Annotated in this window: 15 protein-coding genes; 8 read left to right on the top strand and 7 right to left on the bottom strand. The window is 71.1% G+C overall.

Features of this window, described 5'->3' with window-relative positions; genetic code table 11:
• Window positions 1–86: 86 nt before the first annotated feature.
• Together AB8A24_RS26315 and AB8A24_RS26310 are read left to right on the top strand one after the other, a co-directional pair.
• Window positions 87–1,289, top strand: a complete 1,203-nt coding sequence (locus AB8A24_RS26315) for a sensor histidine kinase (RefSeq protein ID WP_328962237.1) — start codon at window positions 87–89, stop codon at window positions 1,287–1,289.
• Window positions 1,290–1,306: 17 nt separating this feature from the next.
• A complete protein-coding gene (locus AB8A24_RS26310; RefSeq protein WP_266382077.1) occupies window positions 1,307–1,981 on the top strand; it encodes a response regulator transcription factor in 675 nt (224 codons plus the stop codon).
• Window positions 1,982–2,027: 46 nt separating this feature from the next.
• On the opposite strand, the gene AB8A24_RS26305 is transcribed toward AB8A24_RS26310, so the two are convergent.
• Both AB8A24_RS26305 and AB8A24_RS26300 read right to left on the bottom strand, forming a co-directional pair.
• A complete protein-coding gene (locus AB8A24_RS26305; RefSeq protein WP_369477821.1) occupies window positions 2,028–3,359 on the bottom strand; it encodes a PH domain-containing protein in 1,332 nt (443 codons plus the stop codon).
• 89 nt (window positions 3,360–3,448) lie between these two features.
• A complete protein-coding gene (locus AB8A24_RS26300; RefSeq protein ID WP_266483249.1) occupies window positions 3,449–3,940 on the bottom strand; it encodes a PH domain-containing protein in 492 nt (163 codons plus the stop codon).
• A 31-nt stretch (window positions 3,941–3,971) separates the two neighbouring features.
• Here AB8A24_RS26300 and AB8A24_RS26295 point away from each other — a divergent pair, with 31 nt between their 5' ends.
• The 3 genes from AB8A24_RS26295 to AB8A24_RS26285 are packed head-to-tail and all read left to right on the top strand — an operon-like array spanning window position 3,972 to window position 6,247.
• Window positions 3,972–5,114 (top strand): NADH-quinone oxidoreductase subunit D, encoded by a 1,143-nt coding sequence (locus AB8A24_RS26295; protein WP_328962238.1) that lies wholly within the window; start codon window positions 3,972–3,974, stop codon window positions 5,112–5,114.
• Between the two features lie 36 nt (window positions 5,115–5,150).
• The gene (locus AB8A24_RS26290; RefSeq protein WP_328962239.1) at window positions 5,151–6,002 is read left to right on the top strand and encodes an arylamine N-acetyltransferase; all 852 of its coding nucleotides are present in this window, start codon (window positions 5,151–5,153) and stop codon (window positions 6,000–6,002) included.
• Between the two features lie 29 nt (window positions 6,003–6,031).
• Window positions 6,032–6,247: a hypothetical protein gene (locus AB8A24_RS26285; protein WP_369477809.1), complete on the top strand. Its 216-nt coding sequence runs from the start codon at window positions 6,032–6,034 to the stop codon at window positions 6,245–6,247.
• A 201-nt stretch (window positions 6,248–6,448) separates the two neighbouring features.
• Here AB8A24_RS26285 and AB8A24_RS26280 read toward each other — a convergent pair whose 3' ends face one another.
• The 4 genes from AB8A24_RS26280 to AB8A24_RS26265 form a co-directional block, all read right to left on the bottom strand.
• The gene (locus AB8A24_RS26280) at window positions 6,449–7,450 is read right to left on the bottom strand and encodes a hypothetical protein (RefSeq protein WP_328962240.1); all 1,002 of its coding nucleotides are present in this window, start codon (window positions 7,448–7,450) and stop codon (window positions 6,449–6,451) included.
• Window positions 7,451–7,548: 98 nt separating this feature from the next.
• Window positions 7,549–8,541 (bottom strand): ABC transporter substrate-binding protein, encoded by a 993-nt coding sequence (locus AB8A24_RS26275; protein ID WP_369477808.1) that lies wholly within the window; start codon window positions 8,539–8,541, stop codon window positions 7,549–7,551.
• 32 nt (window positions 8,542–8,573) lie between these two features.
• Window positions 8,574–9,248 carry an ABC transporter permease gene (locus tag AB8A24_RS26270; RefSeq protein ID WP_030726988.1) on the bottom strand — a complete coding sequence of 225 codons (675 nt, stop codon included), beginning with the start codon at window positions 9,246–9,248 and terminating at the stop codon, window positions 8,574–8,576.
• A gap of 4 nt (window positions 9,249–9,252) precedes the next feature.
• Window positions 9,253–10,023 (bottom strand): ABC transporter permease, encoded by a 771-nt coding sequence (locus AB8A24_RS26265; RefSeq protein WP_328962242.1) that lies wholly within the window; start codon window positions 10,021–10,023, stop codon window positions 9,253–9,255.
• 149 nt (window positions 10,024–10,172) lie between these two features.
• On the opposite strand from AB8A24_RS26265, the gene AB8A24_RS26260 reads away from it, so the two are divergent.
• On the top strand, window positions 10,173–11,135 hold the full coding sequence (locus AB8A24_RS26260) for an ABC transporter ATP-binding protein (protein ID WP_369477807.1): 963 nt from the start codon (window positions 10,173–10,175) through the stop codon (window positions 11,133–11,135).
• Window positions 11,136–11,225: 90 nt separating this feature from the next.
• Window positions 11,226–11,963 carry a VOC family protein gene (locus AB8A24_RS26255; RefSeq protein ID WP_369477806.1) on the top strand — a complete coding sequence of 246 codons (738 nt, stop codon included), beginning with the start codon at window positions 11,226–11,228 and terminating at the stop codon, window positions 11,961–11,963.
• Window positions 11,964–12,097: 134 nt separating this feature from the next.
• On the opposite strand, the gene AB8A24_RS26250 is transcribed toward AB8A24_RS26255, so the two are convergent.
• Window positions 12,098–13,207: an esterase family protein gene (locus AB8A24_RS26250; protein ID WP_266382103.1), complete on the bottom strand. Its 1,110-nt coding sequence runs from the start codon at window positions 13,205–13,207 to the stop codon at window positions 12,098–12,100.
• A gap of 152 nt (window positions 13,208–13,359) precedes the next feature.
• Here AB8A24_RS26250 and AB8A24_RS26245 point away from each other — a divergent pair, with 152 nt between their 5' ends.
• The gene (locus AB8A24_RS26245) at window positions 13,360–15,207 is read left to right on the top strand and encodes a phosphatidylglycerol lysyltransferase domain-containing protein (protein WP_328962245.1); all 1,848 of its coding nucleotides are present in this window, start codon (window positions 13,360–13,362) and stop codon (window positions 15,205–15,207) included.
• The last annotated feature ends 77 nt before the right edge of the window (window positions 15,208–15,284 follow it).

Below are 15,284 nucleotides of genomic sequence, written 5' to 3'. Positions count from 1 at the left end.
GTCCACCTAGGGGAGTACGCGCCAGGCGTCAGGTTCGCACCTCTGGTTGACTCCAGCACCTATCTGCGTTCCCTACTCTGGGTTACGTGCAGCGCCTCTACGACTTCCTCCGCAGACACCCGACGGGCGTCGACAGCTTCTGGGCTGTCTTCCTCTTCGGGATCGGGATGCTGCAGGTCGCCGACGACAGTTTCAGCAGCGTCACCGCACGGATGCTCGCCGTCCCCGCGGTGGTCGCGATGAGCCTCGTGGTGGCCCTGCGCCGCAAGTGGACGCAGGCGATGTTCTGGCTCGCCGTCGGCACGGGCGTCTACAAACTGATCACCCATACCGAGGTGAACAACGCCGACCTCGCGATGCTGATCATCCTGTACACGGTCGCCGCCTCGGCCGAGGTCTCGCGCCGGCTCTCCCGTACCGCGCTCGCCATCGGATTCCTCGCCTCCCCCCTGTACGCCCTGCGCTTCCAGGTGGACAAGGGCGACTTCCGCGACGACATCCTCTTCATGCTCTTCGCCATCGTCCCGTTCGTCCTCGCCTGGGTGCTGGGCGACTCCCTGCGCACCCGCCGGGCCTACTACGCCCAGCTCGTCGAGCGGAACCAGCGCCTGGAGAACCAGCGCGAGGCCCAGGCCAAGGTGGCCGTGGCCGCCGAGCGCGCCCGGATCGCCCGCGAGCTGCACGACGTCGTCGCGCACAACGTCTCGGTGATGGTGGTCCAGGCGGACGGCGCCGCGTACGTCATGGACGCGGCTCCCGAGCAGGCCAAGGAAGCCCTCCAGACCATCTCCGGCACCGGGCGCCAGGCGCTGGCCGAGATGCGGCGGCTGCTGGGCGTCCTGCGCACCGGCGAACCCCAGGAGTCCGAGGACTACGTGCCGCAGCCGGACGTCGAGCAGATCGAGGTCCTGGTCGAGCAGGTACGGGCGGCAGGGCTCGCGGTGGAATTCGAGGTGGAGGGCACGCCGCGCCCGCTGCCCAGCGGGGTCGAGCTGACGGCGTACCGGATCGTGCAGGAAGCGCTGACCAACACCCGCAAGCACGGCGGCCCCGACGCCAAAGCCGGCGTCCGGCTGGTCTACTTCGACGACGGGCTCGGCCTGCTGGTCGAGGACGACGGCCGGGGCGCGGCCCACGAGCTGTACGAGGACGGCGGCGCGGACGGCGCCGGGCACGGGCTGATCGGCATGCGCGAGCGGATCGGTATGGTCGGCGGAACCCTGGACGCGGGGCCTCGGCCCGGTGGCGGATTCCGGATCAGCGCACTGCTTCCCCTGAAGAAGAGATGACGAGGACGAGGTAACTGATGTCCATCCGCGTGATGCTGGTCGACGACCAGGTGCTGCTGCGCACCGGTTTCCGTATGGTGCTCGCCGCCCAGCCGGACATGGAGGTCGTCGCCGAAGCGGGCGACGGCCTGGAGGCGCTGGAGGTGCTGCGGGCCACGAAGGTGGACGTGGTGCTGATGGACGTCCGCATGCCCAGGCTGGACGGGGTGGAGGCGACGCGGCGGATCTGCGAGCCGGAGGAGCACCCGAAGGTGATCATCCTGACCACCTTCGACCTGGACGAGTACGCCTTCTCGGGCCTGAAGGCGGGCGCGAGCGGGTTCATGCTGAAGGACGTCCCGCCGGGCGAGCTGCTCGCGGCCATCCGCTCGGTGCACAGCGGGGACGCGGTGGTGGCCCCGTCCACGACGCGGCGCCTGCTGGACCGCTTCGCGCCGATGCTGCCGACGACCACGCAGGAGCCGCGGAACAAGGAGATCGAGCGGCTCACGGAGCGCGAGCGCGAGGTCATGCTGCTGGTCGCGCAGGGTCTGTCGAACGGTGAGATCGCGGCCCGGCTGGTCCTGTCGGAGGCGACGGTGAAGACCCATGTGGGCCGGATCCTGACCAAGCTGGGGCTGCGCGACCGGGTCCAGGTCGTGGTCCTGGCGTACGAGACGGGCCTGGTCCGCGCGGGCGGCGGAGCCGGCTAGGCCGTCTCCGCCCCCGCCCGCCGCTCGGCCCCGCCCCCTCCACCCGCTACGTCCCTGGCTCCGCCGCCGGGTCCGGTGCCGTCATCCAGCGGTCCGGTCGGGCCGAGGCCCGGGAGGTGCGGGAGCGGGCGGCCTGGGCGTGCAGCAGGGTCGCGGCCTCCGGCTCCGGACGGAGCCGGGCCGTGACCGTGCAGTTCGCGCCGGTGTCCACGTGGACGTCGGCGACCCCGCGGGCGCGGGCCCACGGGCCCTGCGTGAAGCGGACGCTCTGCACCTTGGCGTGCGGGACGACGTCCGTACGCAGGCACAGGCGGCCGTGCCGGGCGGCGAACACCTCCGGGGAGAGCGCCAGCGCGTAGCCCTTCCACCACACCGGGACCACCCAGCGGGATCCGGTCCGCGGGGAGCCCGAGAAGGACAGGGCCGCCAGGTCCACGCCGGGCAGCACCCGGGCGATCATGGCGAAGGCGGCGTCCTTCGCGGCCACGGGGATCAGCACCGTGTTGTTCGAGCCCGCCACCTTCAGCTCCACCCGGACCAGGCCGCGCCGGCGCCACAGCAGCGGCTCCACGATCCGTACGCACTGCACACGGCCCGGCGGCACGGTCTCGTGGGCCCGGTCCAGCAGTCCGTGGTCCAGGCGCAGCCCGTCGGGGGACTCGGCGACCCGCCAGTCGTACTCGGTGAGGAAACGGCCCGCGGTGCCCGCCCAGACGGCGCCGAGCATCGGGAGCACGGCGACGAGGGCGGCCCAGGGGCTGGAGCTGAGCCACCACACGACGGCCGGCACGGTCAGCCCGGGGACCAGCAGGGCCCAGACGCCGAGGTTGAGCAGCAGCGACACGACGATCTCGCGCGGGGTCACGCGCAGCAGTTCGCGTTCGGGAGCCTCGCCCAGGCTCACCGCTTCCTCGGGGGCGAAGCCGGCCGCGCGGGCCAGGAGCTCGGCGCGCAGGGCGACGGCCTCCTTCTCGCCGAGGAAGGCCAGCTGGTCCTTGTCCTCGGTGCCGATGACGTCGAGCCGCAGGCTCGCGACGCCGGTCAGCCGGGCCAGGAGGGGGCGGGTGACGTCCACGGCCTGGAGCCGGTCGAGGCGGATGTGCGCGGTGCGCCGGAAGAAGAGCCCGCTGCGGATGCGCAGTTCGGTGTCGGTGATGGCGTAGTGGGTGAACCACCAGCTGAGGAATCCGTAGGCGCCGAAGACCATGATCAGGCCGGCCACCGAGGCCACCCGCAGGAGAGCGGGCAGGTCGGCCACCCATCTCGTGGCCTGGTCGCCCTGCTGGGCGAGCACGCCGACGGTCGCGGCGATCGGCACCCAGGCGCGGCGCAGCGGGGTGAAGGGGTGCAGCCGGCGCTCCACGGCGGGCCGGCTCACGGTGGGATCGCCCGGGGTGGGATCGCCCGCCGCGGGTTCGGCGGCGGGTTCGACGACGGGTTCGTCGGCGCCGTCGGCCGGAGCGGGGCTCACAGGCCCGCCGACCTTGCCTCGCCGAGGGCGGTGAGCCGGTCGCGCAGCCGCTCCGCCTCGGCCGGCGCCAGCCCGGGGATCTTGGCGTCGCTGGCCGCCGCGGCCGTGTGCAGTTGTACGGAGGCCAGGCCGAAGCGGCGCTCCAGCGGGCCGGAGGTGACCTCGACCAGTTGCATCCGCCCGTACGGCACCACGGTCTCCTCCCGCCACAGCACGCCCCGGCTGATCAGCAGGTCGTCCGCGCGTTCGGCGTAGCGCCAGGACCGCCAGTTCCGGCCGAGGAGCACCCAGCCCCAGGCCAGGACCACGAGCCAGATCGCCCCGAGGGCCGCCCATGCCGGGCCGAGCGTCAGCCCCGGTACGACGGCGGTCACGACGGCGAGCAGCACCGTCCATATCAGCAGCAGCGTCCGCCGCAGTGTGAGCAGCCCGCCGGGCAGCCCGACCCACGCGGGGCCGTCCGTCTCACCCATTGTCCCCGTTTCCATGCGCCCACCCTAGGGCTGAGACAATGCCCGCATGACGGAGACCACGGTCGGTATCGGCGGAGCGGCGGAGAGCACCGACATGGTGCTCAACATCGGCCCCCAGCACCCTTCCACGCACGGCGTGCTGCGCCTGCGCCTCGTCCTGGACGGCGAGCGGATCGTCAGTGCCGAACCGGTGGTCGGCTACATGCACCGCGGTGCGGAAAAACTCTTCGAGGCCCGCGACTACCGGCAGATCGTGATGCTCGCGAACCGCCACGACTGGCTGTCCGCGTTCTCGAACGAGCTGGGCGTGGTCATGGCCGTCGAGCGGATGCTCGGCATGGAGGTCCCCGAGCGGGCCGTGTGGATGCGGACCCTGCTGGCCGAGCTGAACCGGGTGCTGAACCACCTGATGTTCCTCGGCTCGTACCCCCTCGAACTGGGTGGAATCACCCCGATCTTCCACGCGTTCCGCGAGCGCGAGGAGCTCCAGGCCGTGATGGAGGAGATCTCCGGCGGCCGGATGCACTACATGTTCAACCGGGTCGGCGGCCTCAAGGAGGACCTCCCGGCCGGCTGGCTCGGCCGGGCCCGTGCGGCGATCGCCGACGTCCGGACCCGGATGGACGTCTACGACAAGCTGGTCCACGGGAACGAGATCTTCCGCGCCCGTACGCGCGGGGTCGGCGTCCTGTCCGCCGAGGCGGTGCACGCGTACGGGGTCTCCGGCCCGATCGCCCGCGCCTCCGGCGTCGACTTCGACCTGCGGCGCGACGAGCCGTACCTGGCCTACGGCGAGCTCCAGGACGTCCTGAAGGTGGTCACCCGCACCGAGGGCGACTGCCTGGCCCGCTTCGAGGTCCTGCTGGACCAGACCCACAACGCGCTCGACCTCGCCGTGGCCTGCCTGGACCGGATGGACGACCTCCCGCCGGGGCCGATCAACCAGCGCCTGCCCAAGGTCCTGAAGGCGCCCGAGGGGCACACGTACGCCTGGACCGAGAACCCGCTCGGCATCAACGGCTACTACCTCGTCTCCAAGGGCGAGAAGACCCCCTACCGGCTGAAGCTGCGCAGCGCCTCGTACAACAACATCCAGGCGCTGGCGGTGCTGCTGCCGGGGCAGTTGGTCGCCGACATGGTGGCGATCCTGGGCTCGCTCTTCTTCGTGGTCGGCGACATCGACAAATAGCCCCTCACCGGGAGATGTCCGATCTAGTGTAGGTTCATGATCATCTCTGGCATATACGCCGCGTACCTGGGGCGGATCGGCATCACCGAGCCCGGATCCCCCTCCGTCGAAGGGCTGTTCGCGCTCACGCGGGCCCATCTGGAGCGGATCCCGTTCGAGAACACCGAGATCCAGCTGGGCCGGCCGCCGGGCATCGACCCCGAGCTGTCCGTGCGCCGCATCGGCGCCGGGCGCGGCGGCTACTGCTTCCACCTCAACGGCGCCTTCGCGGCGCTGCTGGAGCACCTCGGGTACGACGTGGCCCGCCACGTCGGGGGCATGAGCGCGGACACGGACTCCCAGGACGTGAGCGGCGACCACCTCACCCTGACCGTACGGATCGACGGGGAGGCCTACTTCGTGGACGTCGGCCTGGGCGACGGCCCGCCCGAGCCGCTGCCCCTGCGCGAGGGCCGCTACGAGCGCGGCTTCCCGTACGGCCTGCGGCCGCTCGGGAGCGCGGACGGGCCCGACACGGGTTGGACCTTCCTCAACGAGGACTCGCCCTTCCCGGCGATGAACTTCCGCTCGGCCCCCGCGACCATGGCCGACTTCGAGGACGAGCACCTGCGGCTGTCCACCGCCGAGGACTCCCCCTTCCTGCAGTCCTTCTTCATGCTGCGACGCAACGCCGGGGTCATGAACCGCCTGCACGGCAGGATCCTGCTGACCCTCGACCCGCGGGGCGGGCGCGACAAGCGGGAACTGGCCTCCGCGGAAGAGCTCTTCGAGGTCATGGCCACGGTCTTCGGGCGGGAGCTCGACGACCTGACGCCCGCGGACCGGGCCGCGCTGTGGGACCGGGTGCAGCGGGCGCACGAGGCCTGGCTCGCCTCTCAGCAGAGCTGATGTCGGTGCGGCAGGGCACACTGGGCGGCATGTCCCACTCTCCCCGCCGGGCCTGCCCCTCCTGCGGCCGCGACTGCGCCGTCACCGCCGGACGGATCGCCCGCCACGATCCGCCCACCGGGCGGGGGCGCGGCGACCTGGTGTCCTGCCCCGGATCCCGGGCCCGGGTGGTGCTCGGCGCCTCCGCGCCGACCCTGGACGGGTTCGTACTGTCCGAACACCCCGGGCAGCTCCCGCTGTTCTGACGGTGCCCCTGCGGGGTGCTCGCCGGTTTACAGCTCCGCGCGGGGTGCCCTGCGGGCGGCGGGGGGGTCGGTGCCCCGCACGAGGGTCTCCTCGGCTCGGCACCACGCACCGACCACCGCCGACAGGCCCGCACATCCAGCCTCGCCGGCGATTGAGGCGCGGGTCCGGGCAGCGCCCGGCACACCTCCGCCGAGCCGCCGCTAGGAGATCGCGGTGCGGAGCCGGGCCACGTCGATCGGCTCGGTCTCGTCGTGGGCCGTCAGGTCGATGACCTGGCCCACCGCGCGGGTCTCGTCGGTCGCCGGCTTGAACTCCGGCTCGACCACGGCCTGGGCCGACTCGGCCTTGTGCACCGCGAGGGCCTCCGCGCCGACCACGTCGGCCAGGTCCTCGTTCTGCACCGCCTCGATCACCGCGCGGGCCTGCGCCGCGTTCTTGGTGCCGAAGAAGTCGAAGCCGCCCTCGACGCGCGAGGCCGTACGCCGCTGGGCCGCGTACGGGGCCACCGCGGCCGCCGGGCGGCGCGCGGGGAGCGAGGCGGCGGCGTGGCCACGACCGGGGCCGGAACCGGGATCGGGCTCCGGGGTCGACGACCCCGCGGGCAGCGCCCGGGCCTCCTGCCGCCTGCGGGCCAGCGCCTCCAGGGCCGACTGGGCCCGGGCGTAGCCGACCGCGGTGGGCGCGCCCGCCGAGGTGCGCTCCTCGGTGACGGCCGGAAGTTGCTTCTGCGCGGAGGTCGGCGCCGCGGAGGCCTCGATGGCCAGCAGTCGGCGGCCCTCCAGGGCGCTGGCGCGCTCGGTCTCGGCGGTCGCGTACCGCCGCAGCAGCGCCGCGTGCTCGCCGCGCAGGCCCGCCAGCTCGACCCGCTTGGCGCGCAGCTTGGCGTCGAGCCGGGCCCGCAGCATCCGGGCCTCTTCGAGGTCGGATTCGAGCTCGGCTATCCGCTCGTCGGTCTTCCACTCGTCCTTGACCCGCTCGCGCGCGAGTTCGGCGACGCGGCGGCCCGCCGAGCGGTCCCAGGCGCGCATGACGACGGCGCCGGCGACCCCGGCGGCCGCCGTGACGGCCACGAGGAGCCGCAGCGCCATCGGTTCCGCCAGGAGCCAGGCCGCGCCGGCGCCGACGACGGATACACCGGCCACGGTCGTCGGCGTGAGCAGCCGGTGCAGGGGTTCGGGATTGCGGTGGCGTCCACGGGGCATGGCCCGAAATTTACAGTGCATGGGGGTCGAGTGGGATACCCGCCCGGCAAACTCTTCCCGGGCAGTTATGCCACTTTTCTCCATCAACCCCGTGCGCGCTACTTCTTCAGCAGGCCCTTGGACTCCAGGTAGGCCTTCGCGACGTCGGCAGGCTTGGCGCGCTCGGCGTCCACCTTGCGGTTCAGATCGACCAGATCGGCCGTCGTGAGCGCCTTGGTCAGCTTGTCGAGCGCGGCCGCGGCCTCCGGGGTTCCGGCGTCCTTGGCGTTGACCACCGGCAGCACGTTGTCGGCGTTCTGGAGCTTCTTGTCGTCCTCCAGCAGGACCAGGCCGAAGCTGTCGAGGGTGGCGTCCGTGGTCGTGGTGAGCACGAGCTGGTCGGCGCCGTCCTTGACCGCCTGCTTGGCCTGCGGGGTGCCGACGCCCTTCGGGTCGATACCGGAAACTTGAATTCCGTACGTCTTTGTCAACCCCGGTGCGCAGAAGGGCCGGACGTTGCATTCGTCGCCCGCCGCGATCTTCACCTCGAGTCCGGACTTACCAAGATCGGAAAGCGTCTTCAGGTTGTTCTTCTGGGCGAATTCCTTGGTCACGGCGAATGCGTTCTGGTCGACCGCCTCACCGGCGACGAGCGCCTTCAGGCCGAGCGGGGCCGCGAGCTTCTCCAGGCCCGCCACCGTCGCCGCCACGTCGCTGGAGGCGACCGGCTTCTCCTCGGGCGCCTTCGGGCCGTTGACCTTGGCGTTGAGGAACTCCGCGAGCGTGGCCGCGTACTCCGGGACGACGTCGATCTCGCCCTTCTCCAGCGAGGGCTCGTACAGCTCGCGATTGTTGACCGTCTTGACCGAGGTGCTGTAGCCCGCGTCCTTGAGGATCTGCGCGTACAGCTCGGCCAGCACGTTCGACTCGGTGAAACCGGCCGCGCCGATCACCAGGCTGCCCTTGGCGCCGCCCGCGCCCGAGGAGGAGTCGGCGGAGGCCGAGCCGCCGTCCTTGCTCTTCTCCAGGCTGTCGCCGCCGCACGCGGCCAGCGACACCGTCAGGGCCAGGGTGCCCAGGGACGCGCCGAGGACGCGCGTGGTCTTGGTCATGGAGGTACTCCGTTCGAGGCGATGGACAGGAATCAGCGGGACGCCGCCGCCCGCGGCAGCAGCAGCCGGTCCGCCGCCACCAGCGCGCCCTCCACCAGCAGGGCGAGCGCGGCCACCAGCAGGGCGCCCGCGACGACCTGCGGGGTGTTGTACGTGTTGAAGCCGGCGGTGATGATCCGGCCGAGGCCGCCCTGGCCGACCATGGCGGCGATCGTGGCCGTGGCGATGACCTGGACGGCGCCCGAGCGCAGCCCGGTCATCACCATGGCGCGCGCGAGCGGAAGTTCGACGCGCAGGAAGAGCTGGATCCCGGACATGCCCATGCCGCGGGCGGCCTCCACGACCGAGCGGTCCACCTCGCGCATGCCGACGTAGGCGTTGGTCAGCAGCGGCGGGACGGCGAAGAGCACGAGCGCGGCGATGGTGGGCAGGTAGCCGGCGTTGCGCAGCGGGGAGACCATGAACAGGGCCAGCACCGCGAAGACGGGGACGGCCCGGCCGATGTTGGAGATGTTGATCGCGAGGGTGCCGCCCTTGCCGAGGTGGCCGAGGAACAGGCCGATCGGCAGTGCCACCGCGCAGGCGATCGCGAGCGCGACCGCGCTGACGTAGACGTGCTCGCCGAGCCGGTGCCAGACACCGCTCTCCCCCGACCAGTTGGCGCCGTTCGCCAGCCAGTCCCAGGCCCCTCCGATGACGCCTCCCACGGTCTCAGGCCCCCTTCGCCGGAGCCGGGGCCGAAGTCGGCTCCGAGGCCGACCCCGACTCCGGAGCCGGGGAGGAAGTCGTCTCCCGGGCCACGGACCGGCCCCCGGCACCGGCCCGGGTCCACGGGGTGAGCAGCCGCTGTACGCCGAGCAGCAGCAGGTCGGCCACGAGCGCGAGCAGCACGCACAGCACCGAGGCGGTGAGCACCTGGGCCTTGAAGGAGCTGTTCACGGCCGGGGCGATGAGGTTGCCGAGGCCGCCCTTGCCGACGATGGAGCCGACCGTGGTCAGCGCCACCGTCGAGACGGTGGCGATCCGTACGCCGGCGAGGAGCGCGGGCAGCGCGAGCGGCAGTTCGACCTGCCACAGCAGTCGCCCCGGGCCGTACCCCATGCCGCGCGCGGCCTCCCGTACGTCCTCGGGGACGGCCTCCAGGCCGGCCAGGACGTTGCGGACCAGGATCGTCAGCGAGTACAGCACCAGCCCGGTCACCACCAGGGCCGCCGAGAGTCCGAAGACGGGCAGCAGCAGGGAGAACATGGCGAGCGAGGGGATCGTGTAGAGGAGGGTGGTCAGGCCCAGGACGGGCGCCGCCCAGCGGCGACCGCGGCGGGCCAGCAGGGCGAGCGGCACGGACACGGCGATGCCGATCAGGACCGACACGCCCGTGAGCCAGATGTGTTCGAGGGTGGCGTCGGTCAGTTCCTGGGAGCGGGAGGTGACGTAGTCCCAGCAGATCCAGTCGTTCGCCACCAGGCAGTTCGGTGCCGCCACGCCCCTCACCCCCCGTCATTCGAACGTACGTCTTCACGCTCACCCGTTACAGCGACCCTAACCCCCACCACCCTCAATGGCCGGAATCCTTCGCACCGGGGCAACACGCCCTTCACAAATCAGCGGCCGACGTGCGGAAAGATGGGCTTGTGATCCGATTCGAGCATGTGACCAAGCGCTACCCCGACGGGACCACAGCCGTCGAGGACCTGTCCTTCGAGGTGGCGGAAGGGGAGCTGGTCACGCTCGTGGGACCGTCCGGCTGCGGCAAGACGACCACGATGAAGATGGTCAACCGGCTGATAGACCCGACCTCCGGCCGGATCCTGCTGAACGGCGAGGACATAGCGGCCGCCGATCCGGTCGAGCTGCGCCGCCGGATCGGGTACGTCATCCAGCAGGTCGGGCTGTTCCCGCACAAGACGGTGCTGGAGAACACGGCGACCGTGCCGCAGCTGATCGGCACCCCCAAGGCGAAGGCCCGCGCCCGGGCGGCCGAACTGCTCGAACTGGTCGGGCTGGACCCGGCCGTGTACGGGGGCCGGTACCCGGAGCAGCTGTCCGGCGGGCAGCGCCAGCGCGTCGGCGTGGCCCGCGCGCTCGCCGCCGATCCGCCGGTGCTGCTGATGGACGAGCCCTTCGGCGCGGTGGACCCGGTGGTGCGCGAGCGGCTGCAGAACGAGTTCCTGGCCCTGCAGAAGACGGTGCGCAAGACGATCCTGCTGGTCACCCACGACCTGGAGGAGGCGATCCGGCTCGGTGACCGCATCGCCGTCTACGGCACGGGCACCATCGAGCAGTTCGCCCACCCGGCGGCGGTCCTCGGGGCGCCCGCCACCGAGTACGTGGCCTCCTTCGTCGGCGCCGACCGGGGGCTCAAGCGGCTCGCGGTCACCCCGGTCGAGGCGGCCGACCTGGCGGAGGCGGACGGGAAGGCCCCGACGGCCTCGGTGGCGCTGGGCGCGACGCTGCGCGAGGCCCTCGCCGCCCTGCTGCAGGAGGACTCGGGGCGGATCGGGGTCACGGACCCGCGGTCCGGCGCGCTGGTCGGCGTACTGACCCCGGAGGGGGTCCACCGGGCGCTGCGCCGGGCCCAACTGCAGGAGGCCTGAGGGGCAAGACACCCCATGCCGTTGCTTCGGCGGAGCCTGTTCGAACCCGCACCAGCGAAGGCGAGCCCCGACACTTCTAGGATCTTCGGCATGGCAACACGACTCGTGCAGATCAACATGAAGGCCCATGACGACACCGCGCTCGGCCGGTTCTGGGCGGAGGCACTCGGTTGGGGTATCGACAGCGAGGGACCCGGCGTGACCAACCTCGAACCCGTGGACTTCGCCTACCCCGACCCCGTGGCCGTTTGCATCGACATCATCGCCCGCCCGGAACCCAAAACGGTCAAGAACCGCGTGCACCTCGATCTGGCCACCACCTCGACCGCCCATCAAGCGGAGTTGGTCGCGCGCTTGAAGGATCTCGGCGCGACGCTCGCCGACGTGGGGCAGGGCGACGTCCCCTGGACGGTCATGGCCGACCCGGAAGGCAACGAGTTCTGCGTCCTGGAGCCCCGTCCGATCTACCAGGACACCGGGCCGATCGCGGCGGTGGTGGTCGACTGCGCCGACCCACGAGGGATGGTCCGGTTCTGGGACGAGGCGATGGACTGGACGCTGCACGAGGTCACCGACGACCGGGCGACCATGCGCTCCGCCAAAGGCGTCGGGCCCTACCTGGAGTTCCTCCGCACTCCCGACACCAAGAGCGTGTGGAACCGTGTCCACCTCGACGTCTGCCCCTACCCCGGTGACGACCTGGCCGCGGAGGCGGCCCGACTGCGCGCCCTCGGCGCCACCGACCCTGATCTCGATCGGTCCGCGATCCACTGGACGGTTCTGGCCGACCCGGAAGGCAACGAGTTCTGCCTCCTCACGCCTCGCTGACCCTGAGCAACCGTTCGAACAGGCTCCGCCGCAGCGACGGCATCGGGCAGGACACCCCTTGGCCCTGGAACGACTGTGACCGGCCCCGTAGGGCCGGTCACGGGTACGTCGGCGCCGGATGTAGGCGTGGGCGGTCAGGCCTCGATGCGGCCGCTCATCCACATCAGCATCGGCGGGATCTCACGTCGCCACGTGTTGAAGTTGTGGCCACCGCTGTCGAGGATGATGGAGGAGACCCGGTCCGGGCCCTGCACCTTCTTGATGAACTTCTTGGTGTCGGCGAGGTTCGGCTCGCCCTTCTCGCTGCTGGTCACGAGGAAGGACGTACCGGTCGGCTTCTTGCGCTCGATGCTGTGCAGCACGTCCGCACGCTTCTTCAACTTCTCGTCCCCGTGGAACAGGTCACCGGTCGTCGGGTCGTCCGGGGCCTCGTAGTACGCGGACAGACCAGCGGCGGCGCCGAAGGTCTGCGGGTAGTGCGCGGCGATCTTCAGAGCGCAGTAACCGCCCGTGGAATTGCCGATGAAGCCCATGTTCTGGGGCTTCTTGCCGACCCGGAAGGTGTCCGTGATGGCCTGCGGGAGGTCCTCGCCGAAGAAGGTCTCGGTCTGCGGGCCGCCGGGTATATCGACGCACTCGGTGTCCCGCGGCGGCGCCACGGTCGGGCGCAGCATGACCAGGATCATCGGCTTCATCTTGCCCGACTTGGACAGGCTGAAGGCCTTCATCGGGTAGTCGAGCCCTTTGATCAGGTTCTCGGCGGTGCCCGGGTAGCCCGTCAGGACGATGGACGCGGGGAAGTTGCGGTCCTTGTGCTGGGGCTGGAAGTACTCCGGCGGGAGCCAGACGTAGCCGGGGCTCGTTATCTTCGACTTCTGCCCGGTTATGGCAACCTTCAGGATCTGACCACCGACCTGGGGCTTGGCGCCACCGGGTACGTCCAGCTTCTGCTTGTCGACGACCTTGATGTCCTTGCTGCTCATCGAGTGGTCGACGACCTTGCCCATGGACGTCTCCTGACCGAGCAGGTCGGCCCAGGAACCGTAGAAGAGGAACGACTTGTTAGCCGCGAGCCCCACAGCCGAGAACAGCGCCAGCTGGGTCGCCAGCAGCAGCCCGATACGGCCGGCGAACGCGCGCCAGGTGCGGTTCGAGAGCTTCGGCCAGAACCAGACCGTGGCCGCGAAGAGCAGCACACCGGCGATGATGGCCAGCGCCAGAACCGTATTACTGGTGAGACCCATGAGCAGTAAGTCGACTTTCTGGTGGCAGGACTGTTTTTTTCCGACGAAAGAGTGAACCCGCTCCTCGTCGATGTCGTCCTAAGGGACGCACCACACACCGGAGGCTGTCGCGGCCTTCGGCCACATGATCTCTCGCGGAGCAACGGGAAGCGATGTCTAGCAGGATAGATGGCGATAAGTCGGGACAGGTTCCGAGCAGGGTCCGCCGAATCCTCCGAGGTCCACAGCCGGAGTCGGTGCCCGGCCTGGTAGGTACGGCCGTCATGATCGTCGGCCTTCTGGACATCGCGGCAGGGGTGTTCCCGCGTTTCCGGCACAGCCGGATCCACGCGGTCGCCGAGGTGCTGCCGGTGTTCGGCCCCTTCGCAGCGGCCCTCGCCATCAGCGCGGGCGTACTGCTCCTGCTGCTCGCGCACGGCCTCAAGCGCCGCAAGCGCCGGGCCTGGCGGGCGGCGGTGGTACTGCTGCCGGCCGGTGCCGTGGCGCAGTTCCTCTACCGGCACTCGATCCCCGGCGTGATCATCGCGGCCGTGCTCTTCGCGCTGCTGCTGCGCCACCAGGGTGAGTTCAAGGCGCTGCCCGACCCCCGCAGCCGCTGGAAGGCCCTCGCCAACTTCGTGGTGATGAGCGCCGGCTCCATCGGACTCGGCCTGCTCATCGTCAACGTCCACCCGAACAGGGTCGTCGGCAACCCGGGCCTGTACGAGCAGATCACGCACGTCGTCTACGGCCTCTTCGGCTTCGAGGGCCCCGTCGACTACGCGGGCCAGGTGTCCTGGACCGTCGGGTACTCCCTCGGCGCCCTCGGCATGCTGACCGCCCTCACCACCATCTACCTGGCCTTCCGCCCCGAGCACCCGGCCGCCCGGCTCACCGCCGACGACGAGGGCAAGCTGCGCGAGCTGCTCGCCAAGCACGGCGGCCGCGACTCGCTCGGCCACTTCGCGCTGCGCCGCGACAAGGCCGTCGTCTTCTCCCCCAGCGGCAAGGCCGCCGTCACCTACCGCGTCGTCTCCGGCGTGATGCTCGCCTCCGGCGACCCCATCGGCGACGTCGAGGCCTGGCCCGGCGCGATCGAGCGCTTCATGGAGGAGGCCAAGGCCCACTCCTGGACCCCGGCCGTCGTGGGCTGCAGCGAGACCGGTGGCGAGGTCTGGACCCGCGAGACCGGTCTGGACGCCCTGGAGCTGGGTGACGAGGCGATTGTCGATGTCAAAGACTTCTCCCTCGCGGGCCGTCCCATGCGCAATGTCCGCCAGATGGTGAAGCGCATCGAACGCAACGGCTACACCACCCAGGTCCGCCGGGTCAGCGAGCTGACCGAGGAGGAACTGGAGCGGGTCCGCGGCGCGGCCGAGGCCTGGCGCGGCACCGACACCGAGCGCGGCTTCTCGATGGCCCTGGGCCGGGTCGGCGAGGAGGGCGACGGCGACTGCTTCATCGCCACCGCGCACCGCGTGGAGGAGGGCGACACCAGCCCCTTCGGCGACCTGAAGGCCGTCCTGCACTTCGTCCCGTGGGGCAAGGACGGCATGTCGCTGGAGCTGATGCGCCGCGACCGCGCCGCCGACCCCGGCATGAACGAGCTGCTGATCGTCGCCTCCCTCCAGGCCGCCCCCGACCTGAAGATCGAGAAGGTCTCGCTGAACTTCGCGATGTTCCGCGCGGCCCTGGCCCGCGGCGAGAAGATCGGCGCCGGCCCGGTCCTGCGGATGTGGCGCGGCCTGCTGGTCTTCCTCTCCCGCTGGTTCCAGATCGAGTCGCTCTACAAGTTCAACGAGAAGTTCCGCCCCCGCTGGGAGCCGCGCTTCATGGTCTACCGCACCACCCGGGACCTGCCCCGCATCGGCTTCGCGGTGATGCAGGCAGAGGGCTTCGTCACGGTGGCCCTGCCCCGGCTCTTCGCCAGCCGTCGCCGGCCCAAGCCGGCGCGCACCTGCACGCACACCCACATGACGTCCGTGCCCAAGCAGCAGGAACGCGAGGTCCAGGCCGCGTAGCCCTCGCGGGGCGGGCGGGGCGTGCGGGGCCGGCTCGAGGCCCCCGGCAGGGCCCCGGTCGCCCCGCGCGGCGCCCA

This window comes from Streptomyces sp. BF23-19 (assembly GCF_041106355.1).
Taxonomy (GTDB): Bacteria; Actinomycetota; Actinomycetes; order Streptomycetales; family Streptomycetaceae; genus Streptomyces; species Streptomyces virginiae_A.
The sequence above is the reverse complement of the archived record's forward strand: the minus strand, read 5'-3'. Positions and strand labels throughout refer to the sequence as shown.